The organism is Micromonospora sp. SYSU B005 (assembly GCF_055362685.1).
Map to the genome: position 1 here is coordinate 255,458 of NZ_JAXCFU010000002.1, position 24,045 is coordinate 279,502.

Here is a 24,045-nt window from a genome sequence, read left to right on the forward strand (position 1 = left end):
CGGTCAGGGCAGGGTGAGCAGGTCGGCGACCCGGACGGGCGCGCCGGTCTCCAGTGAGCGGTTGGCGGCCAGGCCGGTGAGCAGGGCGAGCGCGCCGTCGCGGGCGGTGGCGGCCCGGCCGAGCGGGTCGGGTTCGCCGCCGAGCAGCACCCGGGTCATCCGGGCGTCAGCGCCGCCGTGCCCGCGCCGGGTCCAGCCCTCGACCGGGATCTCCTGCGGCGGCGCCCAGAACGGGCGCAGCGTGAGCCGGGCCGCGCCCTGCTCGACGGCGGCCTCGTCGCCGTGCAGCGCGGCGCCCTTCAATGCACCGGCGACGGACGGGCTGACGTGGTCGCTCTCGGTCACCTCCAGTTCGAGGCGGCCCCGGCTGCCGTTGACCATGACCCGGTAGCCCTCCCAGGGGGCGTACGCGGTGAGGTGGTAGGTCATCGTGGCGCCGGTGTCGTAGCGGGCCAGCACCGCGAGGTCGTCCTCGATGGTCACGCCGGGGGCGAAGACGTTGCGGTCGCGGTGGTAGCCGTCCTCGGCCTCGGCGTCGAGGTACAGCTCGCGCAGCCTCGGGTGGTCGGCCAGGCGCAGCGCGAACGGGTCGCCGTCGGCGGCGGGGGAGCCGTGCGCCCGGTCGTAGTCGCGGGCGTAGCCGTGCCGGCGGCCGTCCGCGCCGTAGAAGAACAGCCGGCCGTACGCGTGCACCTCGACCGGCCGGGCGTCGAGCCACCAGTTGACCAGATCGAAGTGGTGACCGGACTTGTGCACCAGCAGCCCGCCGGAGACGGACTTGTCGCGGTGCCAGCGGCGGAAGTAGTCGGCGCCGTGGCGCACGTCGAGCAGCCACTCGAAGTGCACCGACCCGATCTCGCCCACCGCGCCGTCGGCCAGCAGCCGGCGGACCTGCTCGTGCAGCGGGTTGTAGCGGTAGTTGAAGGCGACTGTGACGCGCCGGCCGGTCTCGGCGACCGCGTCCAGGATGCGGCGGCACCGTTGCGCGTCCACGGTCATCGGCTTCTCGACGACCACGTCGCAGCCGGCCCGCAGCGCCGCCGTCACGTACTCGTCGTGGGTGGCGTCCACGCTGGTCACCAGCACCACGTCGACGCGCTCCTTGGCGAGCATGGCGGCGAAGTCACCGGCGGCGTACGTGGGCACCGGCGGGTGGCCCAGCTCGGCCAGCCAGCGGTTGTGGGCGTCCATCCGGGTGTGGTTGACGTCGGCGAGCGCTACCAGCTCGGCGGTGTCGGCGTGGTCGAGCGCGAGGGCACTGACGAACATCTCGGCGCGTGCCCCGGCACCCACCAGGGCGTGGCGGACCCGTTCCCGGGCCGGTGGTGACATGACGTCGGCCTCCCCGCCAGTCGGCTGCAAAGGTTTGCAGCCGAAGAAACCATGACGATGGATGCGTCGTCAACGGATGGCGGCCAAGCCGCCCTATCCATCCGCATTGATGAGGTTTCGCGCGCCCACCGGGATCATCGCCGCAATCGAGCCGCAACAATGGACCGTTGACACGGGCGCAACCGTTTGCATTAATGGGCGGCACCCGTGACGCCCACCACATCGGACGAGGGAGCCCGCCGTGCCAGCCACCATCCGGGACGTCGCCCGCGCCTCCGGTGTGCACATCTCCACCGTGTCCCGGACGTTCTCGGCCCCGCACCTGGTCAACCCGGAGACCCGGGTCCGGGTGCTGGCCTGCGCGGAGGACCTCGGCTACCGGCCCAACCGGGCCGCCCGGGCCCTCATCACCGGCCGTACGCACAACATCGGCCTGATCGTGGCCGACATCGCCAACCCGTTCTTCCCGCCGCTGATCAAGGCGGCGGAGGGGCAGGCGCGGCACCGCGACTACCACGTGTTCGTGGCCGACACCAACGAGGACCCGGTCGCCGAGGAGGACCTCGTCCACGCCCTGGCCAAGCAGGTCGACGGCGTGCTGCTGTGCAGCCCCCGGATGAGCAACAGCCTGATCGAGCAGGTCAGCCGCGAGGTCCCGGTGGTGGTGATAAACCGCCAGGTCGCCGGCCTGCCCTGCGTGATGATGGACGTCGGGCAGGGCGCCCGGGCCGCGATCGAGCACCTGCTCGGGCTCGGCCACCGCCGGATCGCGCTGCTCGGCGGCCCGCGCGGCTCCTGGACCGCCCGGGAGATGCGCCGCGCCGCGACCGCCGCAGCCCGGGGCGGGGGAGCGGAACTGACAGTCCTCGGACCCAACCAGCCCACCGAGACCGGCGGCGGCGCGATCGCCGAACAGGTACGCCGCAGCGGCGTCACCGCCGTGCTCGCCTACAACGACCTGATGGCGATCGGCCTGATCGAAGGGCTGGACGCGCTCGGGGCGCGGGTGCCGCACGACGTCAGCGTCGTCGGCGTCGACGACATCGCGTTGAGCCGGCTCACCCGCCCCAAGCTGACGACGGTGGCCACGCCGACCGCGGCCGCCGGCCGGACGGCCGTCGACATGCTGCTGCAACTCGACTCCGACGCGCCGCGTGGCGCCCGGGGCCGGGGCGCGGCGGCCGGCGACCGTCGCACCACCGCACAGGTAATGCTCCAGACCGAACTGGTCGTCCGCGACTCGACCGGGCCCGTCCCCGCGCCCGGCCGGGACGGCACCGGAGCCTGAGCAGGTGGCCCGGGCCCGCACAGCACTGCGGACCCGGGCGGCCCGTGGACGGCCGCCGGTGACGTCGTCGCCTCCCACAGCCGAGGAGTGAGCGCAGATGCACCCCGCAACGTCCCCCACCGCCGGCGTACCCGCCGGGCGGGATCACCGTACCCCCCTGACCCGACGCCGACTCGTGCGCGGCCTGGCCGCTGTCGCGCTCGCCGTACCCCTCGCCCTGGGCGCGGCCGGCTGCGGCGACGACTCCGCCGGCGGCGACGGCGGCCCGGTCAAACTCTCCGTCTTCTGGTGGGGCGGTGAGGCCCGGGCCAAGCTCACCGAGGACGCCCTGGCCCTCTACACCAAGAAGCACCCCGACGTGACGTTCGAGAAGACCTGGCAGGCCAACCAGGGCTACTTCGACAAGCTCGCCACGCTGACCGCCGGCGGCAACCCGCCGGACCTGTTCCAGATCGACGACAACTACCTGGCCGAGTACGCCGGCCGCAGCACCACGCTCGACCTGGGCAGCTACCGCGACTCCGGCAAGCTCGACGTGTCGAAGTTCCCCAAGAGCCTGCTGGAGTACGGCGTGGTCGACGGCAAGCTCGCCGGGGTGGCCGCCGGAGAGAACACCCAGGGCCTGGTCTACAACAAGACGCTGCTGACGAAGAACGGGCTGCCCGAGCCGACCACCGGGATGAGCTGGGAGGAGCACATCGCCTGGGCCGAGCAGGTGGCGAAGAAGACGAAGGTGCCCGGCACCCAGGACCCGAGCGCCGACTACAAGGCGCTCTGGGTGTGGCTGCGCCAGCAGGGCAAGGACCTGTACAACGGCAAGGAACTCGGGTTCACCGCCGAGGACGTGACGAAGTGGTTCGAGCTGTGGAAGGGCGCGCGGGACCGGGGCGCCACCCCGACGCCTGACGTCATTCACGAGGGCAACTCCAGCGACATCACGAAGCAACTGGTGGTCACCGGCAAGTCGGCCACCTCCTGGGTCTGGGTCAACCAGATGCCGGACCTGAAGAAGAACACCAAGGACGAGCTGGGCGTGGTCGCGTACCCGGGTGACCCCAGCGCCCAGTGGGCGCGCGCCTCGATGTACTGGTCGGTGTTCAAGGGCAGCAAGCACAAGGACGTCGCCGTCGACGTGATCAACTTCCTGAACAACGACCCGGAGGCGGTGGCGCTGCTCGGCACCGACCGTGGTCTGCCGTCCAACATGGACCTGCGCGCCAAGGTCAGCGAGACCGCCACCGACCCGGCCATGAAGCAGTCCATCCAGGTCGAGTCCGAGCTGGCGCAGAAGTTCGGCGCCTCGCCCCAGGTGCCGATCAAGGGCCACAGCAAGGTCAAGTCCGAGCTCGTAAAGGCCGCCGAGAACGCCCAGTACGGCCGCGCCACCCCGGCTCAGGCGGCGGAGCAGTTCGTCACCGCCTGCAAAGCCGCGATCGCCTGACCCCACGAAAGGACCGGTCCCGTGGCTCTCACCACGGCGCCCGGCCGGACCCCGCGTACCGGACCGGCCGGCCCCCGCCCCACGCGGCGCGGGGCCGGCCGGGCCCGGCTCGGCGAGGGTCTGGCGGGGTACGTCTTCCTCTCGCCCTGGCTCATCGGACTGATGGGCGTCACGGCGATCCCCATGCTGCTGTCGCTCTGGCTGAGCTTCACCGACTACGACATCCTCACGCCGCTGTCCGAGGTGCGGTGGGTGGGGCTGGCCAACTACGAGCGGATGTTCACCGCCGACTCGTCGTACTGGCACGCGGTCCGGGTCACGCTGACGTTCGCGCTGATCGCGGTGCCGCTGAAGCTGGCCGCCGCGCTCGGCGTGGCGCTGCTGCTCAACCGGGCCTGGCGTGGCGTCGGGCTGTTCCGCAGCCTGTTCTACCTGCCGTCGCTGCTCGGCGGCAGCGTCGCGCTGGCGATCGTCTGGGTCAACATGTTCAACCGGGACGGCGCGTTCAACTCGTTCCTCGCCCTGTTCGGCGTCGAGGGGCTGCCCTGGGTCAGCGACCCGGACTGGGCGCTGGAGACACTGATGGTGCTGGCGATCTGGCAGTTCGGCGCACCCATGGTGATCTTCCTGGCCGGGCTCAAGCAGGTGCCCACCGAGCTGTACGAGGCGGCGGCGGTGGACGGCGCCGGGGCGTGGCGGCGCTTCCGCGCGGTCACCCTGCCCATGCTCTCCCCGGTGATCTTCTTCAACCTGGTGCTGGAGACCATCAACGGCTTCCAGGGCTTCACCGCCGCGTTCGTGCTCAGCAACGGCACCGGCGGCCCGGTCGACTCCACCCTGATGTACACGCTGAAGCTCTACATCTCCGGCTTCACCGACCTGGAGATGGGCTACGCGTCGGCGATGGCGTGGGTGTTCCTGGTGGCGATCGGCGTGATCACCGCCGTCTTCTTCAGCACCGGCCGGTTCTGGGTGCACTACTCGGACGGAGACGACTCATGACGGCGCTCGCTGCCACCCGCCGGCCTCGCAGCGGCCGCAACGTGCTGCGGCTGGTCGTGCTCGTGGCGATCGTCGCGGTGGTGCTCTACCCGCTGTTCTGGATGCTCGGCACGTCGGTCAAGTCGCAGGCCGAGATCGTCAACAACGTCGGCCTGCTGCCGGAACGGTTCACCCCCGGCAACTACGTCGACGGCTGGACCAACTTCGACATCAGCTTCGGCCGGTTCTTCCTCAACAGCGCAGTGGTCAGCGGGCTCACCGTCGTCGGCAACGCGCTGTCCTGCCTGCTCGCCGCCTATGCCCTGGGCCGGCTGCGGTTCCGGCTGCGCAAGCTGTGGTTCACCGTGATGATCGGGACGCTGCTGCTGCCCGGGCACGTGCTGATCGTGCCGCAGTACATCCTGTTCCGCAGCCTCGGCCTGGTCGGCGGCGACTGGCCGTACCTGCCGCTGCTGGTGCCGCAGTTCCTGGCCACCGAGGCGTTCTTCGTCTTCCTCATGGTGCAGTTCATGCGCGGGATCCCGCGCGAACTGGACGAGGCGGCCACCATCGACGGCGCGTCCCCGTACGGCGTGTTCCGGCACGTCATCCTGCCGCTGAGCCGCCCGGCGCTGGTCACCACCGCGATCTTCTCGTTCATCTGGACCTGGAACGACTTCTTCCGCCAACTGGTGTTCCTGTCCAGCCTGGACGACTACACGGTTCCGGTGGCGCTGACGCTGTTCATCGACTCGACCAGCCAGAGCGCCGTCGGCCCGATGTTCGCCATGTCGGTGCTGTCCCTGCTGCCGGTGTTCCTGTTCTTCCTGGCCTTCCAGCGGATGCTCGTCGAGGGCATCAACACCAGCGGGTTGAAGGGATGACCGCCGTGCCTGCCCCCACCGACGCCGCACCCGTCCACCCCGCGCCGGCCCGGGCCGACTGGCGGGACACGCTGCGCGAGGCGACCGACCTGGCGCTGCTCGGCTTCGCCGTCGCGCTCGCCGCGCTGCCGGTGCTCACGCTCGCCCCGGCGGTCGCCACCGCCGGTGCCGCGCTGCACGACAGGTCGGTCACCGGTGCCTGGCCCGACGCGCGGACCAGCCTGGCCCGCTTCGGCCGCGCGCTGCCCGCCGGGCTCGCGGTCAGCGCCGTCGCCCTGGCCGCCGCCGCGCTGCTCGCCGCCGACCTGCTCGCGCTCACCACCGGCCGGGTACCAGGCGGCGGGCCCGCGCTCGCGCTCACCGCCGTCGTGGTGGCGGTCCTGCTCGGGTACGCGGGCCTGGTCGCCGTGGCGGTCGGACGCACCGGTGGCCGGGGCTGGCGGGCCGCAGCCCGCCGGGTGGCGCGTTCCTGCCTGGAGCGTCCCGGTGTGTGGGCCGCCGCCTCCGGCGTCTGCGCGCTCGCCGTGGTGCTGGGTGTGCTGGTCACGCCGGTCGCGGTGCCGATTCTCGGCGGGTACACGCTCGCGGCGCTGCACGCGCTGGACGCCCGCCGCCCGGTCCCCGCCCCGGAGCCGTCGTGACCGCCGAACCTCGGCTGGTCGTGGACGGCGTCGAGGTGGCCCAGTATCTGGTCCGGCCGGACCTGGATCCCCGCCACGGCCCTCGGCCGTACCTGCATCCGGTGCGGACCCGGGCCGGCACCCCGGTCACCGACGCGCTCCCGGCCGACCACGTCTGGCACCTCGGGGCGTCACTTGCGGTGCAGGACGTCGACGGCGTCAACCTGTGGGGCGGCCGGACGTACGTGCGCGGCACCGGCTACACCTGGCGCGACGACCACGGCGTCATCGCGCACACCGGCTGGCGGGAGCGGACCGCCGACCGGCTCGACCACGACCTGGAGTGGCGGGACCGGCACGGCCGGGTGCTGCTGCGCGAGCACCGGCGGATCACCGCCGCCCCGGCCGGGGAGGACGCGTGGTGGCTGGACCTGTCCGCCACGCTCACCTCCGCCACCGGCGCCGACGTGCACCTGGGCAGCCCGGCCACGAACGGCCGCCCGGGCGGCGCCGGTTACGGCGGCTTCTTCTGGCGTGCCGTGGCCGACGGTGAACCGCGCGTCCGCACCGCCGACGCCATCGGTGAGGGCGACGTGAACGGCTCGGCCGCGCCCTGGCTGGCGCTGTCGGCCACCGCGCCCGGCGGCGGCGCGTACACGCTGGTGTTCACCGGTCTGGGGCCTGGTGACAGGTGGTTCGTACGCACCGCCATGTACCCGGGCGTCTGCGTCGCGTACGCCTTCGACAGCCCGGCGGTGGTCGCGGCCGGGCGGCAGCGGCACAACCGGCACCGCGTGCTGGTCGCCGACGGCCACCTCGACCCGGCCGACGTGTCGGCCCGAGTCGAGGCGGTTCTCCGGTGAGCGGGCCGATTGGTGCCGCTGTCGTGGACCGAGGCGGCGCCGGGAGCGGGCCGGAGGTGGTGTGCGTGGGCGAGACGATGGTGGTGCTCGCCCCTGACGACGGCGGGTCGCTGGAGCACGCGGCGTGGCTGACCGTCGGCGCCGGCGGCGCGGAATCAAACGTGGCGGCCGGGCTGGCCCGGCTCGGGCACCGCGCGGCGTGGGTCAGCCGGGTCGGCGACGACCCGTTCGGGCGGCGGGTGGTGGCCGAGGTCGCCGCCGCGGGCGTGGACGTCAGCCTGGTCACCGTGGATCCGGACGCGCCGACCGGGCTCTACCTGAAGGATCCGGGGCCGGACGGCACCCGCGTGCACTACCACCGCGCCGGGTCGGCCGCGAGCCGCCTCGGCGCCGCCGACCTCGCGCGTCCCGGGCCGGCCGGGGCACGCCTGCTGCACCTGTCCGGGATCACCGCCGCGCTCTCCGGCACCTGCCGTGACCTGCTCGTGTCGGCGCTGGACGGGCGGGCGCTGCCCGGCGCGTGGGTCAGCTTCGACGTGAACCACCGGCCGGCGCTCTGGCCCGCCGACCGGGCCGCCCCGGTGCTGCGCGACCTGGCCGACCGTGCCGACGTGGTGCTGGTCGGGCTGGACGAGGCGGCGGTGCTCTGGTCGGCGGACGATCCGGCCGCGGTCCGTGCGCTGCTGCCGGACCCGGAACTGGTGGTGGTGAAGGACGGGCCGGTCGGCGCGACGGCGCTGCCGCGTACCGGGAAGGCGGTGTTCGTGTCGGCGCTGCCGGTGGACGTGGTGGAACCGGTCGGCGCCGGGGACGCGTTCGCCGCCGGGTTCCTCTCCGGACTGCTGCGTGACCTCGACCTGCGAGCCTGCCTGCGGCTGGGGCACCTGACCGCCGCGCCGGTGCTGGCCGTGCCGGGCGACACCGCGCCGCCACCGGATCCGGAGACGATCGCGCGGGCGCTGGCGCTGCCGGACGAGGCGTGGCCTGAGGATGCGCGAGCGCGGGTCAGGGGAGGGAGCGACGGATGAGCGGACACGACTTCGAGGCCCTGTTCGGCGAGGCGCGGGTGATGGTGATCCTGCGCGACCTGCCGCCCGGTGAGACGGTCCGGCTGGCGGAACTGGCCTGGGATCTCGGCATCGCCGTGGTGGAGGTGCCCATCCGTACCCCGGACGCGGTGCCGGCGCTGCGCGCCGCCGTGACGGCCGGGCGGCGGCGGGACCGGATCGTGGGCGCGGGCACTGTGCGTACCCCGGCGCAGGTCCACGACGCGGTGGCCGCCGGGGCGGCGTTCACCGTGGCGCCCGGCCTGGACCTGGCCGTCGCCGACGCGGCGGCCGGTCTCGGCGTGCCGCACCTGCCGGGCGTGGCCACCCCGACCGAGGCGCAGCGGGCGCTCGACCACGGCCTGGTGTGGCTCAAGGCGTTCCCGGCGGTCAGCCTCGGCCCGGCCTGGTTCCGGGCGGTGGCCGGGCCGCTGCCGGAGGCCCGCTTCGTCGCCACCGGCGGCGTCGACGCCGGCAACGCGGGTGACTTCCTCGCCGCCGGGGCCCGCGTGGTGGCGGTCGGATCGGCGCTCACCGACCCGGAGCAGCTGCCGCGCCTGGCCACGCTCGCCGCCGGCGGCGCCATCAAGTGACGGTACGGCCGGACGTGGTGGCGGTGGTCCGGATCGCCTTCACGATCGCCGGGATCGACCCGATCAGCAGCACCAGCGCCCAGATCAGCGCCACCACGGCGAACACCACGGCGCCCAGGTCGTCGAGGATGCTGACCAGGATCACCGGCACCAGGCCGTGCAGGAACTGCAACACCACTGTGCACAGCAGTGTGGTCAGCGCCAACGCGACGAGGCCCTTGTTGCGCAGGAACCGGGGCTGGGCGGCGAGCAGCAGCGCGACCCAGACCAGTTTGAGCAGCAGCGCCAGCCCGAGCAGCACCGCCGCGTCATCGACCGGGAAGAACCCCCAGACCGCGAGGTACGCCAGGGTGCCGAACGGCGGGGCCAGGAACAGCGAGACCATCACCGTCAGCTCGACGAACGCGACGATCAGCAGGACCAGCGACACCAGCAGCAGCACGATCGAGAAGACGAGCGTGGCCACGCCCTGCACCCGGCCCTGCATCCGGTCCGGCAGCACCAGGCTCAGGCAGAACAGCCCGGTCGTCCAGAGCGCCACCACGTCGATCAGCGCCAGGTAGCCGATGCCCCGGCCGGACGGTTCGGACACCGCGCCGACGTCGCCCAGCTCGACGCCGAGCCGGCCGGCGCTGTCCCGCAGCGCGCCGCTCGCGTCGCCGCCGCCGGTCAGCGCCGCCGCGCCCAGCTCCACGCCGACCACCAGCGCCACCGCGAGCAGGGCCAGCAGCAGGAACGGCTTGCGCAACTCACCCATGCCGCGTCTCCGTCCCGGTCAGGACCGGGCCAGCGTGACCGAACATCCGCCACCTCCCGGACAGCGCAGGAGCACCTCGGTCTCCCGGTCCACCGCCACCTTCGCCACCGCCGGGCCGTCCGAGTCCGGGGCGACCTCGTCGGTGACCGTGACGTCCGCGTCGCCGGGTGCGCGGGCTGTCACCTCGAACGGCGTCGTCCCGCGCAGCACGAGCGTGCGCAGCGCGCCCGGATCGGCCACCCGTAGCCGGCACACCGCCCCGAACGCGAGCGTCACCCCGTCGGCGGTGGTGGCCGGTTCGGCGGCCGGCGGCAGGCAGGTCACCGCCACCGTCGCCGGGTCCACCGTCCCGGACCCGCGTCCCAGCCGGGCCAGCGCGCCCGGCCCGGCCGCCGGGTCGCCCCTGTCGTCGCGGCGCCCGGCCACCGCCACCACGTACAGCGCCACCAGAAGCACGGCCACCGCCACCAGCAGCACCTTCTGCTTGGTCGTCATGGCCGGACGACGGGCGTGAAGCGGATCTCGTCCACCCCCGCGAAGTACCTGTCGGTGCCCTGCGTCTTGCTCACCGCCACGAGCGTCAGCTTGTGCGGCCCGCGGGTCAGCTCCACCGTGCCCACGTCCACCTCGTCGGTGCGGACCACCGTCGGGCTGAACCCGAAGAACGTGTCCCCGACCTGCCGGCCGTCGACCAGCCAGATCGTGTTCGCGTAGTCGAACGAGGTGGTGCGCACTGTGGAGAACCGCCAGGTGCCGTCGGCCGGCACGTCCACCTGCACCGTCACCCGGTCGCCCACGCCCCGGCCCAGGAAGAACAGTTGTGCGTCGCCCGACCACACCACGTCGCAGCAGTTCTCCTGCGCCACCACCTCCGCCTTCGCGCCGGTGGTGGACTGCACCGCGGCACCTGAGACGAGCGTCTCCGCCTCCACCGTCACCGCGTCCGCGCGCGGCGGAGCCGGGGTGTCCGGGCCGCGGGTCACCAGCCAGGCCACCACCCCGGCCACGACCAGCACCAGCGCCGCGGCGGCGGCGATCCACGGCCACGGCGCGCGCTTCGGGGGTACGACGGCCCGCACGTCGTACGTGACCCGGCCGCTGGAGCGGGAACTCTCCTCCGGTGCGGTGTTCGCCGAGTACGCGAACCCGGTCATGTCGTAGCGCCGGGGCGGCGTGCCGGGCGGTACGGCGAGCCGCACCAGGAACGACACCGACCCCTGCCCCGGCACCACCCGCTGCGGCTCGGCCACCGTGAACCAGGCCCGCTGGCTGCCCTCGCCGGGCGCCACGTCGAAGACGACGGTGTCCGGCGCGGTGCCCGGGTTCGACACGGTGAACGTCAGCTCACCGGCGTTTCGGGCATCAAGCGTGAACTGTTCGGCGGCGGCGACGACTGTCCATTCGGTGGTCATGACGGCTCCTCGGGCGGATCGTGGGGCAGGGGTGCGGGTACGTGGGCCCGGCCGACCGCGCGTACCGTCGCCACCCCGGCGACGGGCTCGGCGGCGTCCGGCTCGGGCTCCTCGGCGTCGAGCGGGGCGGCGCGCACCTCGACGGTGACCGCCGCCGGTTTCTCCGCCTCGACGATGCGGGTGACCAGCGCGAGCCGGTCGGCGGCGGCCGGTGGCACCCGCACCACCAGGTGGAACGGCCGGTCGGGCGGCTCGTCCAGCACGAACCCGGTCACGCCGGTGGCCAGTTCCAGCGCGGTCCGCATCCCGTACGGGGTGCCGCGCCACCGGGCCAGCAGCGCGCCGTGCTCCACCAGGTCCCGCAGCCGGCCCACCGGCAACGGCAGCGGCGCGTCGGCGCGGGGCGCGGCGACCACGTGGTCCATCGCCACCCAGCGGGTCAGGTACGCGACGAACCCGTCCGGCGTCCGGTACGGCCCGAACAGCGCGTCGACGTCGGCGAGCACCGCCTCGTCCGGGGCGTGCAGCGCCTCCATCACGTCCAGCAGCGCGCCCAGCACGCTGCCCGGGCCGGCGGCCCGCTGGTACGCGGCCGGCAGCAGCCGCTCAATCGCCGCTCGGCGCATCCTGCCGCACCACCTCGATGTCGTGCTCGCCGGAGCAGAGCAGCCAGGTGCCGGGGACGGTGACCACGTCGGCGGTGGCCTGGTTGGCGCTCGCCGTCCAGTCCTCGCCGTCGCCGCTGCGGAACACGCCGCGCTCGCCGCCCGCCAGCACCAGCCGCCCGGCGCCCGACGTGCCGGTGGGCGCGGTGGCGGCGATGGCGTCGACCGGGACGAACCGGGTCCGGTCCCGCAGCGGCAGGCCGCAGTTGACCATCACCGGCGACCACTGCGGCTGCCCGGCGAGCGTGTCGAGCCGGACCACGCCGCCGCTCTGCGTCGCGGCGAGCGCGAGCGGGCCGCTGAACGCCAGATCGCGGCAGGTGCCGCCGATCCAGCCTGATGCCATCGACTGCCACTTCACGTCCGACTCGAACAGCCGGGTGCGGTGGCAGCCCTGGCCGGGCTTCTTCGGGTCCGGCTCGCCCGTGCCGCACCACAGCAGCGTGGCCGGGCCGTCGTACTGCACGGCGAGCACCCGGTTGTCCACGTTGGCGAGGCCGACGTGGGCGAACGTGCCGGGCCGCCCGGCCGCGGTGGACAGGTAGACGCCGAATCCGGCCTGCGCGGCCACCGCGACCCCTGGTGCGCCGCGCTCGGAGACGAAGGCGCGCACCGCGTAGAAGCCCCGGTCGGCGTCGGCCGGGTCGACCAGGATCTGCAACGGAACCGCGCCGGGTAGCAGCGGCACCTCGTACAGGCCGGTGTCGGTGGCCAGCAGCAGCGCGCCGGTGCCGTCCCGGTCGATCCAGGCCAGATCGCGGACGCCGGAGTCGAGGTCGGTCAGCAGCGTCCACGTCTCACCCAGGTCGGTGCTCAGCCGGACCCGGGAGCCACCGGCGTCGCGGGTGGTCACCACCGCCACCGAGCCGGCCCGGGGGACGACGCCGGGGCGTACCGGGGCGGGCGCGGGGACCACCCGCACCACCGTCTCGTCGTCGAACCGGCCCGCCGGTTCCCAGCCGGCACCGGCGTTCGTGGAGCGGAACAGCACCGGGCCGCCGCCGGCGTACCAGGTGTCGGCCTGGTACTGGTCCACCGCCACGGTCCGCACCCGCGCGTCGGGTGCCTCGTCGACCACGAACCGCACCGACTCGACGTAGCGCACGCCCGGCTGGGCGTGCTCCAGCATCCGGTACACGTTGGAGGCGCGTAGCGGCTCGCCGAACGCCCAGCCGGCCGGGTTCAGCGGCGTGGGCAGCGGGCTGAGCGTCTGGTGCAGCCGGTCGTGGATGCGGCGGCGGACCGCGTCCACGTCCTCCTCGCGGCGCACCACCACCCGTGCCTGGATGGACACCGCCTTGTAGCGGGCCCAGCCGGCCCGCACCGCCGTACCCAGGGCGCGGCGGCGTTCCAGGTCGGCCTCGACCCGGCGGCGGGCCTCCTCCACCTCGTGCTCGCGCAGCACCGCCACCGGCAGCCGTCCGCCGGGGCGGGCCGCCTCCGGCACGTACGGCACGAGCACCACCTCGACCTCGCCGGGCCGGGCGAAGCTGTAGACGGCGGCCCTGGTGAACGCCCGCGCCCGCGCCACCGCCCCGGAGCCGGTGGCGAGGATCTCGAAGTCCCGGGCGGTCACCGCGCGCTGCTGGGCGAAGAACTCGTACGGTCCGCGCGCCAGCACCGACTCCAGGGACTCCAGTTCCCGGCCGCCGGTGGCCGGTTCCGGGTTGTCCACTGTCACGCCGGGCAGCGGGTCGCGCAGGCTGGTCAGCACACCCGCCGCCACGTTGCCGGCCGGTCCGCCGCCGCAGCGGTACCACAGCCGCACCTGCCGCCCGGCCGGCGGCACCGCCGCCACCGTGGTCGCCCCGGCCGCCCCCTCGACGGCCGGGGCGACCACATCCGGGCGCAGGTCCAGCGCCGGGGCGAACGTGACCACCCCGGAGACCCGGTCCACCAGGTAGACCTTCGCCTGCGCCCCGACCCCGGCGAAGCTGTCCACCGGCCGCCAGATCTCGTACGTGCGCCCCTCGTGCTCCCGGGCCGCCGCGCCCAGCTCCACCGAACCGGCCGGCACCTCCACGCCGAGCAGCAGGTCCAGCGCCTCGGTGGTACGGGTCAGCGGCGCGCGGGCGGCCCGGAACACCTGACCGGCCTGCCCGGTGCCGGTGCCGAGCAGCTCCGCCTCGACCGGCTCGCAGTGGTGCACGCGTACCGTCGCCGTGGTCTCCCCGGCGGGCAGCACCGCCGGTTCGGTGGTCACGAAGACGACCGGCCGGGGGTCCGCGCCGCGGGCCGCGGCGACGCGGGTGCCGGCCGGCACCCGCACCGGGCCGCGGTCCGGGCCGGTGCGGGTCAGCCGCACGTCCGCCCAGGCCGCCGCCGGCGGGTGCCGGGTGACGCCGAGCAGGTTCAGGAACGCGACGTACGCCTTCTCCGGCAACTGGTTCAGCCGGTAGATCATCACTTCGGTCAGGTAGGCGAACGCCTCCACCAGCGCCATACCCGGGTCGTGCGCGGACAGGTCGGTCCAGTCCGGGCAGGACCGGGCGATGCGTTCCCGCGCCTCGGTGACCAGGTCGAGGAAGGCGCGGTCGTCCAGGTGCGGCACCGGCAGCGTCATGGCGTGCCCTCCTCGTCTCCGGTCTCCTCGTCGGCGGGCAGCAGGTCCACGGAGAACACCAGGTGGCCGGGGGAGAGGCTGGCCCGCACCCGGTAGTCCAGCCGGATCACCAGGCGCCACGGGTCGTCCGGGTCTCCACCGGCGTCCACGTCCAGCACCTTGACCCGGGGCTCCCAGCGCCGGATCGCCTGCCGCACGTAGTGGATCGCCAGCCCGGCGGTGGTGTCGTCGTTCGGCGCGAAGACGAGCCGGTGCAGCCGCGACCCGTACCCGGGACGCATCAGCCGTTCCCCGGGCGTGGTGGACAGCAGCAGGTACAGCGCCTGGCGTACCGTCTCGTCGCCGTCGGTCATGGCGAGCCCGCCGGCGGCGGTGAGCGCGAGACCACCGGCGCGGCCGGCGTCGAAGCCGGCGCCGACGAAGCGGAAGGCCCTCATGCGTCCGCCCCCAGGAAGCCCTGCCGCACGTCGCGGACCTGGTGGTGCACGGTGCCCGGCGGGGTGCCGTCGGTCAGGCCGTCCAGGTGCGACAGCACCACCGGTTGCCGGTCCACCCGCACCCACGTGCTGTAACCCACAGTCACGGTCAGCGTGTGCAGGCACGGTTTGATCGTCGGGCCGTAGTTGGGGCAGGCGGTGATGTCGCGCCCCTCCGGGTCGGGTCGCACCAGCACGGGGTCGGCCTGGACGGTGACCCAGTGCTGGGACGGGCGGTTGCTCACCCGCCCGTCGTGTCCGCAGGTGATCAGCGAGTCCCGGTGGATCCAGCGCATCAGCCACCTCCGGCGGAACGGGCGAGTGTACGGGCCTGCGCGGCGGCGGTCTCGGCGTCCTCGGCCGCCGGGGCGTGCAGGAAGTCGACGGTGCGGCCGCGCACCACGACGGCCCGGCCGGGCGCGGACAGCACCAGGTCACCGGCGGCGTGCACGGTGGTCAGCTCGGGCCGCAGCTCGACGAAGCTGCCCGCGTCGGTGGCCAGCCGCAGCGTCCGCCCGTCGTCGTCGATCACGATCGACTGCCCGGTGCCGGTCCGCATCGACCAGCGGCGCGAGCGCCCGGAGACGATCCCCGCGTCGTACGGCTCGACCGCGCCGAACAGCGAACCGAGCACCACGCCCGAGGCGGGTTCGCCGCCGGGCAGCGCCACGAGCACGGTGTCGTCCGGGTCGGGCAGCGCGACGATCCCCTTGCCCCGGCCCGCGCCCGGGCAGAGCACCGCGAGCCAGCCGGCGTCCAGATCGCCGTACGCCGGGAGCGTCACCCGGGCCCGGCCCAGCCTGTCCGGGTCGTCGATGTCGGTGACGGTGCCGAGCGTGACTGTGGCCGCCGGGGGCGCGGCCGACGGCGGCGGGCCGGGCGGCGCCGTGGAGAACCGGGTCAGGTGCCCGTCCGCGTCCACCGTGTGCACCACCTCGGTGAGCACGTACACCCCGGCGACCGGCTCCGGGACGCCGGCGAGGGCGATCCGCCGGCCCGGCCGCAGCGCCGGGTCGCCCTCCGCGGTGCCCTCGGCGGTGACCAGCGCCGCCACCCGGGCGTCCAGCCCGGCCTGGGCCAGCGCGGCCAGCTCGTCGTCGCTGCGGCCGGGCTGGTCGACGGCGGTACGCACACCGTCCGCGCCCACGTCGCCCGGGTCCGGGCGCAGCGGGATGCGCCGCCCGCTGCGTGCCTCGCCCGCCCGCTGGCCCAACGGCTCGGCGCGTTGCGGATGCCAGCCGAGTACGGCGCACTCCGCGCCGGCCCGGTCCAGGTTCTCGGTGATCCGCAACGCGTGCACCGTCTCGCCGAGCGTCAACGGCAGCGGCTCCCCGTACCCGTCCAGCGTGAACAGCCGCAACCGGTCCCCGTCCATGCCCAGATGCAGCCCGGCCCGGCCGGCCACCTCGCACAACAGGTCCAGGTCGGTGTGCCGGTGCTGGAGCAGCCGGTCCAGGCGCGGCCCGTCCTCCTCGGCCGTCACGCTCAACCCCAGCCCGGCACACAGCTCACCGGCCAGTTCGGCGGCCGTCACCGACTCGAACACCCGCAGCTCCTGCCGCTTGCGCAGCCGGTGCAGCGGGTCGTACGCCCGGATCCGGGCCAGCGCGGCACCGTCACCGGCGTACTCCCGCTCGACTGCTGTCACCTCGCCGGTGAACAGCGCCTCCGCCTGCCCGTCGAGGCGCACGTCGACTGTGGCGCCGGGGCGTACCGGCGGGTCGAGCGGGACTGCGCCGGGAGCGGCGGTGAGCGTCAGCTCGCACTGCGCCGGCCGGTCCAGGCGGGCGGCGACGCGGATGCCACGCAGCCGGGCCGGATCGGCCAGCGGCCGGCCGTCGACAGCCACGAGGGCGGCCCGGCTCACGGCGTGCTCCCGACGGCCGCTCGCCGCGCCGGGCTGGTCGCGTGGCGGGTCACGGCGTGCCTCCCGTGGTGACGGCATCCGGCGGGGACGCGGCGGCGCCGACCGGCGGAACGGCGAGCGCGGTGCCGGCCGGCACGGTCAGCGGGTCGGTGATCCGGTTGTGCTCGGCGAGCAGCCGCCACCGCAGCGGCGAGCCCAGCGCGTCGTGGGCGAGCAGGTCGAAGCGCACCCCGGACCAGCCCGGCTCGGCCGCGCCGTCGGCGGCGGCGACCACCGCCGAACCGGGCGCGACGGCGGGCGTGCTCGCGGCGGCCAGTTCCTCCTCGAACCCGGCGCGCGCCGCCTCCGCGCCCTCCGCGACGCGGACCAGCTTCAACCGCAGCCAGGACCGCCGGGGCGTCCCGGTGAGGGTGAACGCGTCGAACCGTTCGGCGATCGCCGTGATCACACCGGGGACGTTCCAGGTCTTGCCCCAGACCAGGCGGACCAGCGGCGGGCGCAGCCAGCCGTGCTCGACCGCCGAGTTCTCGGCCAGCATCCACAGCGGCCGCGTCAGCGCGCGGACGTCCTCGGGCCGGGCCGGGGACTCCACGAAGTCGACGTCGAAGAGCAGGTCCAGGACCAGTTCGGTACGTCCGCCGCCGGTGAAGACGAGCGGGTCGTCGGCCAGTCCGGCGCCGGTGAGCGGCCCGTCCGGCCCGCCGCGCGGGCGTACCCCGGCCAGCCGGGTCACCTGCACGGTCTCCGGGTTGAGCAGGCAGTCCACGCGGGTACCGGACTCGTCCACGAGGAAGGCGACGCGCTCCATCAGTCACCCGCCTGTTCCCGGTCCAGCCGGGCCGTGTCACCCCACGGCGTGGTCCGTGTCGGAAGCCACGCCGGTTCGGCCGGGAGCACCGGCCACGGGTCCGCGTGTGCTCCGCCGTCGGTCGCCCGGGCCGCGCCGGCCGGGCTCGTCGTCCGGGCCGGGCCGGCGTCGTCCGGCAGGACCGGCCACGGGTTGCCGGACGGGGGTCGCGTGGGTCGCTGCCACTGTCGCGTCCGGAACTCGTCGCCGGTGGCCGGGTCGTGTCCGTTCGGGTACGGCGAATGCGCGGCCGGGTAGTGGTCGACGGCTCCGCCGCGACCGTCAGCCGGCCCGGTTCGGCCGCGGCCACTCACGGGCCCGTGTCCGTCGTGACCGTTCGCCGGCCCGGCCCGGTCCTCCCTAGTGCGTGCGGCCGGTCCCTGCGACGACGGTGGCGCAGCCGCGAAGACGAGCGGGAGCACATCCCCTCGATCGGGCGAGAGGTCCGCCCCGGCGTCGTCATCCCGGTGCCGTGCCCGGCCTCGGCGGACCTGTGCGAGGTTCCGGAGCGCGTCCGCCCGACCCGGGCTGCGACCGGGCCATCGCTTCGGGGCTGACGGCTGGGCCGGGTCGCCGGACGCGACGCGGCCTCGCGATCCGATCGCGTCACTGCTGCCGTCCGGGCCGGTGCGCCGGTCAGCGCTGGTGGGCGCGCTGGTACCGATGCCGGCGGAACTGTCGGTGTCGTTGAACCTGTCGGTGCCGTTGCGATCGCTGCTGCCGGTGCCTGCCCCTGGTGCTCGTCCGGTGTCGGCGGTCGCTGTGAAGCTGGTGCTGGTGCTGGTGCTGGTGCTGGTGCTGGTGCTGGTGCCGGTGGCCGGGGTGCCGTGGGTGCCTGAACTGCCGAGGGCGTCCCGCGACCCGGATCGATCGGCGACGCACCCCGATCCGGCTGGGCCGGGTGACGTTACGCATTCGCATGCCGGAGGGTCCTCACGTGACCCGGCGCCGCCCGGGCGTACCACGTCGTGCGAGCGGCACCGAGCGTCCACCGTTGGCGGGAACGTCTCCGCCCCCGCCGTGTCCTCCCCACCAACCGAGATCCCCGTCCCACTCTCCAAGACCTGCGGAAGATCTTGGTAGGAAACGGCCCCTATGGGGGCCCCTTCGTACCAAGATCTCGACGGGCCGTTGCGGGATCCGGCAATTCCGTCGATTACACGTGCCATCCAATTCCGCCACCGCCCCCTCCGGCGCCCTTCGACGGAGCGCGGGGGAGGAGCGGAGGGGGGAAGGTCGCGCAGCAGGCCGGGGGCGTGCGCCGCCACCAGCAGCCGCCAGTGCTCGGGCGGCTGTCCGGGGGAGGATGGCGCGTCCTCGGCCGGGGCCGGTCCGGACAGGCGATCGGCGGTGGCCCGCAACGCGCGGGCCAGCCGGTCACGCGGTCGCCGGGGCGGCGGCACCGCCGGCCTCCAGCTCCAGGCCCTCGTACGCCAGGGTCAGCGCCTCGATGGCGATCTCCTGCGACAGCGTGTTCAGGTGCGCGCCCCGCCACCGGGTCGGCCACGCGTTGATCATGTTCCAGCGCAGCACCTCGGCGGTGCCGGCCGGGTCGAGCAGCACCACCGACACGTTGCGCCGGTTGACGGTGCCCTTCGCCGCCGCGTTCACCCAGTCCCACAGTTCGCGTGAGCTGGTCAGGCCGAAGTGGAGGGTGACCGGGGCGTACTCGACCTGGCCCGGTACGGCCCGGATGCGCTCGTTGCCCGCCTCCCGGTACGACAGCGCCGGTATCGCCACCTCGAAGCCGCTGACCTCGGTGAAGTGCCCGTTGGTGATGCCGTTGATCAGCAGCTTGAAGTGGTACGCCCGGTACGGGTCGACGGGTGCGCCCGGCTGCGGGGTCGCAGTGGTGGGCATGTCAGCCTCCGATCGTCTCGGTCTCGGTGCCGCCGGCCCACTGGCTCAGCTTGAACACCACGAACTCCGCGGGCTTGACCACGGCGATGCCGATGTGCGCCACCACCATCCCGGCGTCGCGGACGTCGGCCGGGTTGGTCTCCTCGTCGCACTTCACGAAGAACGCCTCCTCGGGCGTTCGGCCGAGCAGCGCGCCGTCGCGCCACACCCGGGTGAGGAACGCCCCGATGTCGCGGCGGATCGAGCGCCACAGCGTGAAGTCGTTCGGCTCGAACACCATCCACCGGGTGCCGCCCGCGATGGCCTGCTCGATGGAGATGGACAGCCGCCGCACGTTCAGGTAGCGCCACTCGCTGGCTTCGGCGGCGAGCGTACGGGCACCCCACAGCCGGATGCCCTCCCCGGCGAAGAACCGGATCACGTTGACGCCCTTGGGGTTGAGCACGTCGTGCTCCGGCCGGGTCACCCGGTACGCGAGGTCGACGGCCCCGCGTACCGGCTCGTTGGCCGGCGCCTTGTGCACGCCGCGCAGCGCGTCGGTGCGGGCCCAGATGCCGGCGACGTGCCCGCTCGGCGGGGTGAGCACGAGGTCGCCGCTGAGCGGGTCGCGGACCCGGATCCACGGGAAGTAGAAGGTGGCGAAGTCCGACTGCCGGGGCCGGTCGCCGCCGGTGCCGGGCGGTTCGCCGTCGCCGTCGCCCGGCGTACCCTCGGCGGGTTTGTCGGACGACGCGGCCGCGCCGGCGGACGCGGGCTTCGGCGGCTTGCCCGGCGTGGCGACGCGGGTGAGCCGCGAGACGTCGGTGACCTCCGGCGGCGGGTCGCAGATCGCGACCATGGTGCGCAGCCGCTCGGCCATGCTGATCAGGGCCTCGTGCGACACGGGGTCGTGGTAGCCGGGCGCGGCCAGGATGGAGATCTCGTCGATCGCCTCCAGCAGTTCCAGGCCGCCGCGCCGCCCGCCGGTGCCGGTGAGCCGGCCGCCCTCGCCGACGTTGACGACCCAGCAGCGGGTGCCGCCGTTGTCCAGGAAGCCGAACACGGCGCGGGCCAGCGGGGTGCTCTCCAGCTGCTCGCCGTCGGCGTACAGCCGCAGGAACTCGGTCCAGCTGTTCACCGCCAGCGCCTCGCCGACGTGGGCGCCGCGGTCGGGCGCGACCCCGACGAACGCGGCGGTACTCATGCCGACCGGCCCGATCGGGCGGGCCCCGCTGGGCACCTCCTCGACGTAGATGCCGGGGGAGAAGTAGGTGGGCATCGGTCCTCCTCGGACGTCAGTCGGGCGCGCGGACGACGATCAGGTGGTCGCCGTCCGGATCGAGTTCGGCGGTGTGGACGCGTCCCGCGCCGACCAGCCGGATCCGCACCGGGGCGTCCGGCGCGGCGGGGTCGTGCGGCACGCCGGCCAGCCGGAACCGGCCGGCGGCGTCGGTCTCGGTGGCCTGGGCGGTGCCCACCAGCTCCACCCGGACGGCGGCGAGCGGCTGGTCCTGCGGGCCGACCACCCGGCCGTCGAGCGTGCGCATGCCGAGCTGCCGCAGTCGCAGCGGCTGCCGTACCGGCGGCGCGACCGGGACCGGCCGCTCCACCCGGGCCGGCGCGTCCAGCAGCAGCGCGGGCCGGGGCGCCACGCCGAGCGCCCGCCACAGCGCCGGGTCGCCGGCGTCCAGGACCAGCTCCGGCCGGCCCGCCGTGGTGGCGGCGGCGAGCACCCGGTCCAGCGCGGGCAGCGCCGCCGGCCCGCCGCCGGAGACCAGCAGGCGGACCACGAACCGGTACGGCTCGCGCGTCGCGCCGCCGGTAGCGGTCTGCCGGGCCGGCCGCAGCTCCAGCGGCCAGACCGTGAGGCCGCCGCCGGGGTCGTCGCGCGGCGGACCGACCGGTACGGGTTCACCCGCGGCCCCGGCCAGCCAGCTCGCGACGTCCGCGACGGCCGCCTCGATCGCGCCGGTCATCGCGGTGGTGTCCCCTGGATGCGGTACGCGATGGCCTCGTTCCACACGTGCGGGTAGACGCCGATCTCGAAGTAGCGGGTGAACCGGTTGATCGGCGCGTTGGTGTGGTCGTGCCAGAGCAGCCACACCGGGGCGATGGTGAACAGCACGTAGTTGAGCGCCACCAGCGGCAGGTAGAACGGGCCGAGGAGCCGGGCCTGGAACACGTGCACGTCCTCGTGCCGCTGGATGCCCGGGCTGGACCCGGCGCAGACGGTGCCGATCGTGGTGGCGTACCGGGGGGAGACGCCCTCGACGACGTTGACCCGGCCGCTGCCGGCCGAGACGACCCGGTCGAGCTGGTGGCCGAAGACCAGGTGCAGCGCCAGGTAGAGCGCCCCGGCGAACGTGTTGAGCAGGCTCCAGGTGTGATCGATCACGAAGAGGAAGATCCCCTTAGGGCCGGTGCCGTACGTGCCGGCGGAGGCGGACGCCCAGCCGAACGGCGCGCCGACGAGCAGGCCGACGACCGCGCCGACGAGCAGGCCGACGGTGCCGGCGGCGAGCTGCCCGAGCAGGGCGCCGAAGACGACCTGGACGGCCGCGCTGAGGATGCCGAAGATCATGGGGTCACCTCTCTCAGACCCAGGAGCGGACGAAGCGGGGCTCCTGCCCCTGGGCGAGCTGGGTCGGCGACGCCTGCGTCGCCTGCCGGTTGCCAGGGGGGAGCTGGTTGACGCCGAGCGCGGCGGAGAAGATCACCAGACCGTTGAAGAACGCGATGATCCACTTCTCCGGGCCGGCGTCGTCGGCGAAGGCGGCGGTCAGGTAGGACAGCAGGAGCGCGACGCCCAGCGCGATCCACTTGCGCGCCTTGTCGCCGCTCGGTCCGATCAGCCCGCCGATGACGTTCGTGGCGAGCAGGGTGGCGGCGCTGGCGCCGGTGAGGCTCCCCAGGGCGGCCCAGGTGAAGAGATCGTTCACGGCGATCCCCCTCTTTTCGATGGTGCGGTGGTGCGGTCGGGGTGGAGTGGTGCGGCGGCGTCCGGGTTCGCTGAACCCCGGGTTCCGCCCGGTGTGCTGGTGGGCCGCCGGCGCGGACGCCGTCGGTGGTCGGTGGGTCTCAGACCGGCGGACCGGCGGGTGGTGCCGGTGCGGCCGAGCCCGTGGTGGCGGCAGGCGCGGGGCCGGCGGGCGCACCCGGGCCGGCGGTGGCCGTCGCGTCCGGGCCGCCGCGGGAGCCCCGGCGGCGCAGCAGGAGCACGACCACCACGGCGACGACAAGCAGGAGCACGACCGCGCCGGCGACGACCGGCAGCCAGGGGAAGGAGCCGTCCCCGGTCACCACTGCCGCCGGGCTGGTGGCGGGCGGCGGGGGCGCCTGGGCGACGGCACGCAACTCGGCCGGCTTGGGCTGGTTGGCGACCACCTTCCAACTCACCGAGCGTCCGGTGATCGTGCCGTTCGTGTCGAGCACCCGGCCGGGGAACGTCACCGAGATCTCGAACTCCATCAAGGTCATGAACGCCTGTTGCTGGCGCGGATCCTGCTGTCCGAACTTGCCGCCGTATTTCTTCGGGTCCAGCGGGAGCGAGAAGCGAATGAGATCCTCGTCCCGGACGAGATTCACGCTTTCGCTCGTGAATTGCGCCAGCGGCGTTTTCCGGTACGTGATCTGAATGCCGTACGAGGTGGCGTCCTCGTACCGGGTCTCCGCTCCGGGCGGAAGTGAGGGAATGTTCGGCCGCAGTTCGGCGAACGCCACCGCCGGATCCGGGTTCCGCTGCTTGAGCACGGACTTCGGCGCGGTGAGCAGGAGCTGACCGGAGACCGTGTCGTCATCGTTCACGGTCAGCCCGAGGTTGAGCTGCATGCAGCCGCTCAATATCGCCACGAGGGCGAGACACACCGCGAGTCCGAATGCCCGGCTGCGGCGGAGTCTCGTATTCATGCGGCAAGTGTGAGCGCCCGCGGCGGGCGCGACAGTCAGCGATCAGCCGCCTTCGTGTCGCCGATCTTACCGGCCGTCTCTCCCATTCGGCCGACCCCGGGAAACCGTCGCGCTCGATATTCTGGAATGTTGTGTCCGGGTGTTCTCATCCGGTGCCCGCCACGACCCGGAACACCGGGATGCCGGCGGCGACGCGGGCGAACTCGGCGAGCGGAGCGTGCCGGTCCACCGGCACGTGCGCCCGGGCACCAGGGGCCAGCGCCAGGTGCCGCCGCAGGATCGCCGGCCGCTGTGCCACCGGCACCTCGACCAGCCGGACCGGCTCGCGGCGGCGACGCCGCAGCACCACCCGCCCGTCCGCGGCACGCACGTTCGCCACCCAGTTGGCACCCGCGCCCAGCATCGACACCACGTACCGCTCGCCGTCGAGGTCGGCGACCACTATCGGCACCGACGGTCCGGCCGGTCCGGCGGCCCGGCACCTCCATCGTCACCCAGTGCCGCGGGGCGAGGCCGGCGCCGTACTGCCAGGCCGACAGCGCGTTCATCACCCGGGCCAGCCGGTTCGGCCGGCCGCCCCGGTACATCCACGTCATGACCCCGCCCATCGGACCCCTCCTTCTCCCGTACCCATTGACGGACGTCCGCCCGGCGACGGCCAGGGC

General features: G+C 74.1%; 25 protein-coding genes. 8 read left to right on the plus strand and 17 right to left on the minus strand.

The window, feature by feature from the left end; all coding sequences use genetic code 11:
- Positions 1 to 3: 3 nt before the first annotated feature.
- Positions 4 to 1,332: a Gfo/Idh/MocA family protein gene (locus SM452_RS06380; protein WP_262011791.1), complete on the minus strand. Its 1,329-nt coding sequence runs from the start codon at positions 1,330 to 1,332 to the stop codon at positions 4 to 6.
- A gap of 241 nt (positions 1,333 to 1,573) precedes the next feature.
- Here SM452_RS06380 and SM452_RS06385 point away from each other — a divergent pair, with 241 nt between their 5' ends.
- From SM452_RS06385 to SM452_RS06420, 8 genes are all read left to right on the plus strand, one after another.
- On the plus strand, positions 1,574 to 2,620 hold the full coding sequence (locus tag SM452_RS06385; RefSeq protein ID WP_262011790.1) for a LacI family DNA-binding transcriptional regulator: 1,047 nt from the start codon (positions 1,574 to 1,576) through the stop codon (positions 2,618 to 2,620).
- A 97-nt stretch (positions 2,621 to 2,717) separates the two neighbouring features.
- Positions 2,718 to 4,061: an ABC transporter substrate-binding protein gene (locus SM452_RS06390; protein ID WP_262011789.1), complete on the plus strand. Its 1,344-nt coding sequence runs from the start codon at positions 2,718 to 2,720 to the stop codon at positions 4,059 to 4,061.
- Between the two features lie 21 nt (positions 4,062 to 4,082).
- Positions 4,083 to 5,063 carry a carbohydrate ABC transporter permease gene (locus SM452_RS06395; RefSeq protein WP_463839481.1) on the plus strand — a complete coding sequence of 327 codons (981 nt, stop codon included), beginning with the start codon at positions 4,083 to 4,085 and terminating at the stop codon, positions 5,061 to 5,063.
- Positions 5,060 to 5,926 (plus strand): carbohydrate ABC transporter permease, encoded by an 867-nt coding sequence (locus SM452_RS06400; protein WP_463839482.1) that lies wholly within the window; start codon positions 5,060 to 5,062, stop codon positions 5,924 to 5,926. The genes SM452_RS06395 and SM452_RS06400 overlap by 4 nt, the downstream gene beginning before the upstream one ends.
- Entirely contained in the window at positions 5,923 to 6,567 is a 645-nt protein-coding gene (locus tag SM452_RS06405; protein WP_463839483.1) for a hypothetical protein, read from the plus strand. Before SM452_RS06400 ends, SM452_RS06405 begins: the two co-directional genes overlap by 4 nt.
- Positions 6,564 to 7,409: a DUF6807 domain-containing protein gene (locus SM452_RS06410; RefSeq protein ID WP_463839484.1), complete on the plus strand. Its 846-nt coding sequence runs from the start codon at positions 6,564 to 6,566 to the stop codon at positions 7,407 to 7,409. The genes SM452_RS06405 and SM452_RS06410 overlap by 4 nt, the downstream gene beginning before the upstream one ends.
- Before the next feature lie 65 nt (positions 7,410 to 7,474).
- Positions 7,475 to 8,437 (plus strand): sugar kinase, encoded by a 963-nt coding sequence (locus tag SM452_RS06415; protein WP_463839485.1) that lies wholly within the window; start codon positions 7,475 to 7,477, stop codon positions 8,435 to 8,437.
- The gene (locus SM452_RS06420; protein ID WP_355507924.1) at positions 8,434 to 9,048 is read left to right on the plus strand and encodes a bifunctional 4-hydroxy-2-oxoglutarate aldolase/2-dehydro-3-deoxy-phosphogluconate aldolase; all 615 of its coding nucleotides are present in this window, start codon (positions 8,434 to 8,436) and stop codon (positions 9,046 to 9,048) included. The genes SM452_RS06415 and SM452_RS06420 overlap by 4 nt, the downstream gene beginning before the upstream one ends.
- Here SM452_RS06420 and SM452_RS06425 read toward each other — a convergent pair.
- From SM452_RS06425 to SM452_RS06500, 16 genes are all read right to left on the minus strand, one after another.
- Complete coding sequence (locus tag SM452_RS06425) at positions 9,041 to 9,805, minus strand: hypothetical protein (protein ID WP_013476532.1); 765 nt, start codon at positions 9,803 to 9,805, stop codon at positions 9,041 to 9,043. The genes SM452_RS06420 and SM452_RS06425 overlap by 8 nt on opposite strands.
- A gap of 18 nt (positions 9,806 to 9,823) precedes the next feature.
- A complete protein-coding gene (locus tag SM452_RS06430; protein ID WP_463839486.1) occupies positions 9,824 to 10,300 on the minus strand; it encodes a hypothetical protein in 477 nt (158 codons plus the stop codon).
- Positions 10,297 to 11,217, minus strand: coding sequence for a carbohydrate-binding protein (locus tag SM452_RS06435; protein WP_135240473.1), 921 nt, complete (start codon positions 11,215 to 11,217; stop codon positions 10,297 to 10,299). Before SM452_RS06435 ends, SM452_RS06430 begins: the two co-directional genes overlap by 4 nt.
- Positions 11,214 to 11,843, minus strand: coding sequence for a phage tail protein (locus SM452_RS06440; RefSeq protein WP_463839487.1), 630 nt, complete (start codon positions 11,841 to 11,843; stop codon positions 11,214 to 11,216). The genes SM452_RS06435 and SM452_RS06440 overlap by 4 nt, the downstream gene beginning before the upstream one ends.
- Positions 11,824 to 14,445: a putative baseplate assembly protein gene (locus SM452_RS06445; protein ID WP_463839488.1), complete on the minus strand. Its 2,622-nt coding sequence runs from the start codon at positions 14,443 to 14,445 to the stop codon at positions 11,824 to 11,826. Before SM452_RS06445 ends, SM452_RS06440 begins: the two co-directional genes overlap by 20 nt.
- Positions 14,442 to 14,882: a GPW/gp25 family protein gene (locus SM452_RS06450; protein WP_463839489.1), complete on the minus strand. Its 441-nt coding sequence runs from the start codon at positions 14,880 to 14,882 to the stop codon at positions 14,442 to 14,444. The genes SM452_RS06445 and SM452_RS06450 overlap by 4 nt, the downstream gene beginning before the upstream one ends.
- Positions 14,879 to 15,217 (minus strand): hypothetical protein, encoded by a 339-nt coding sequence (locus SM452_RS06455; protein WP_463839490.1) that lies wholly within the window; start codon positions 15,215 to 15,217, stop codon positions 14,879 to 14,881. Before SM452_RS06455 ends, SM452_RS06450 begins: the two co-directional genes overlap by 4 nt.
- A complete protein-coding gene (locus SM452_RS06460) occupies positions 15,217 to 16,788 on the minus strand; it encodes a contractile injection system protein, VgrG/Pvc8 family (protein ID WP_463839491.1) in 1,572 nt (523 codons plus the stop codon). The genes SM452_RS06455 and SM452_RS06460 overlap by 1 nt, the downstream gene beginning before the upstream one ends.
- 49 nt (positions 16,789 to 16,837) lie before the next feature.
- Positions 16,838 to 17,596, minus strand: coding sequence for a CIS tube protein (locus SM452_RS06465; RefSeq protein WP_463839492.1), 759 nt, complete (start codon positions 17,594 to 17,596; stop codon positions 16,838 to 16,840).
- Positions 17,597 to 19,012: 1,416 nt separating this feature from the next.
- Positions 19,013 to 19,495 carry a phage tail protein gene (locus SM452_RS06470; protein WP_013286679.1) on the minus strand — a complete coding sequence of 161 codons (483 nt, stop codon included), beginning with the start codon at positions 19,493 to 19,495 and terminating at the stop codon, positions 19,013 to 19,015.
- 1 nt (position 19,496) lies between these two features.
- Complete coding sequence (locus tag SM452_RS06475; RefSeq protein ID WP_357208898.1) at positions 19,497 to 20,753, minus strand: phage tail sheath family protein; 1,257 nt, start codon at positions 20,751 to 20,753, stop codon at positions 19,497 to 19,499.
- A 16-nt stretch (positions 20,754 to 20,769) separates the two neighbouring features.
- Entirely contained in the window at positions 20,770 to 21,450 is a 681-nt protein-coding gene (locus SM452_RS06480) for a carboxypeptidase-like regulatory domain-containing protein (RefSeq protein WP_262011772.1), read from the minus strand.
- Positions 21,447 to 22,055: a glycine zipper family protein gene (locus SM452_RS06485; RefSeq protein WP_463839493.1), complete on the minus strand. Its 609-nt coding sequence runs from the start codon at positions 22,053 to 22,055 to the stop codon at positions 21,447 to 21,449. Before SM452_RS06485 ends, SM452_RS06480 begins: the two co-directional genes overlap by 4 nt.
- A 13-nt stretch (positions 22,056 to 22,068) precedes the next feature.
- The gene (locus tag SM452_RS06490) at positions 22,069 to 22,413 is read right to left on the minus strand and encodes a hypothetical protein (protein ID WP_013286675.1); all 345 of its coding nucleotides are present in this window, start codon (positions 22,411 to 22,413) and stop codon (positions 22,069 to 22,071) included.
- Positions 22,414 to 22,552: 139 nt separating this feature from the next.
- Positions 22,553 to 23,380 (minus strand): LppM family (lipo)protein, encoded by an 828-nt coding sequence (locus SM452_RS06495; protein ID WP_262011769.1) that lies wholly within the window; start codon positions 23,378 to 23,380, stop codon positions 22,553 to 22,555.
- Between the two features lie 145 nt (positions 23,381 to 23,525).
- Complete coding sequence (locus SM452_RS06500) at positions 23,526 to 23,831, minus strand: hypothetical protein (RefSeq protein ID WP_463839494.1); 306 nt, start codon at positions 23,829 to 23,831, stop codon at positions 23,526 to 23,528.
- Positions 23,832 to 24,045: the final 214 nt, after the last annotated feature.

What these genes read in the sequence shown, in the direction of transcription:
- SM452_RS06380 (WP_262011791.1), bottom strand. Translation starts at nt 1,332, where the DNA reads ATGTCACCACCGGCCCGGGAACGGGTCCGCCACGCCCTGGTGGGTGCC.
- SM452_RS06390 (WP_262011789.1), top strand. Translation starts at nt 2,718, where the DNA reads ATGCACCCCGCAACGTCCCCCACCGCCGGCGTACCCGCCGGGCGGGAT.
- SM452_RS06400 (WP_463839482.1), top strand. Translation starts at nt 5,060, where the DNA reads ATGACGGCGCTCGCTGCCACCCGCCGGCCTCGCAGCGGCCGCAACGTG.
- SM452_RS06405 (WP_463839483.1), top strand. Translation starts at nt 5,923, where the DNA reads ATGACCGCCGTGCCTGCCCCCACCGACGCCGCACCCGTCCACCCCGCG.
- SM452_RS06420 (WP_355507924.1), top strand. Translation starts at nt 8,434, where the DNA reads ATGAGCGGACACGACTTCGAGGCCCTGTTCGGCGAGGCGCGGGTGATG.
- SM452_RS06425 (WP_013476532.1), bottom strand. Translation starts at nt 9,805, where the DNA reads ATGGGTGAGTTGCGCAAGCCGTTCCTGCTGCTGGCCCTGCTCGCGGTG.
- SM452_RS06430 (WP_463839486.1), bottom strand. Translation starts at nt 10,300, where the DNA reads ATGACGACCAAGCAGAAGGTGCTGCTGGTGGCGGTGGCCGTGCTTCTG.
- SM452_RS06435 (WP_135240473.1), bottom strand. Translation starts at nt 11,217, where the DNA reads ATGACCACCGAATGGACAGTCGTCGCCGCCGCCGAACAGTTCACGCTT.
- SM452_RS06440 (WP_463839487.1), bottom strand. Translation starts at nt 11,843, where the DNA reads ATGCGCCGAGCGGCGATTGAGCGGCTGCTGCCGGCCGCGTACCAGCGG.
- SM452_RS06445 (WP_463839488.1), bottom strand. Translation starts at nt 14,445, where the DNA reads ATGACGCTGCCGGTGCCGCACCTGGACGACCGCGCCTTCCTCGACCTG.
- SM452_RS06450 (WP_463839489.1), bottom strand. Translation starts at nt 14,882, where the DNA reads ATGAGGGCCTTCCGCTTCGTCGGCGCCGGCTTCGACGCCGGCCGCGCC.
- SM452_RS06455 (WP_463839490.1), bottom strand. Translation starts at nt 15,217, where the DNA reads ATGCGCTGGATCCACCGGGACTCGCTGATCACCTGCGGACACGACGGG.
- SM452_RS06465 (WP_463839492.1), bottom strand. Translation starts at nt 17,596, where the DNA reads ATGGAGCGCGTCGCCTTCCTCGTGGACGAGTCCGGTACCCGCGTGGAC.
- SM452_RS06470 (WP_013286679.1), bottom strand. Translation starts at nt 19,495, where the DNA reads ATGCCCACCACTGCGACCCCGCAGCCGGGCGCACCCGTCGACCCGTAC.
- SM452_RS06475 (WP_357208898.1), bottom strand. Translation starts at nt 20,753, where the DNA reads ATGCCCACCTACTTCTCCCCCGGCATCTACGTCGAGGAGGTGCCCAGC.
- SM452_RS06480 (WP_262011772.1), bottom strand. Translation starts at nt 21,450, where the DNA reads ATGACCGGCGCGATCGAGGCGGCCGTCGCGGACGTCGCGAGCTGGCTG.
- SM452_RS06485 (WP_463839493.1), bottom strand. Translation starts at nt 22,055, where the DNA reads ATGATCTTCGGCATCCTCAGCGCGGCCGTCCAGGTCGTCTTCGGCGCC.
- SM452_RS06495 (WP_262011769.1), bottom strand. Translation starts at nt 23,380, where the DNA reads ATGAATACGAGACTCCGCCGCAGCCGGGCATTCGGACTCGCGGTGTGT.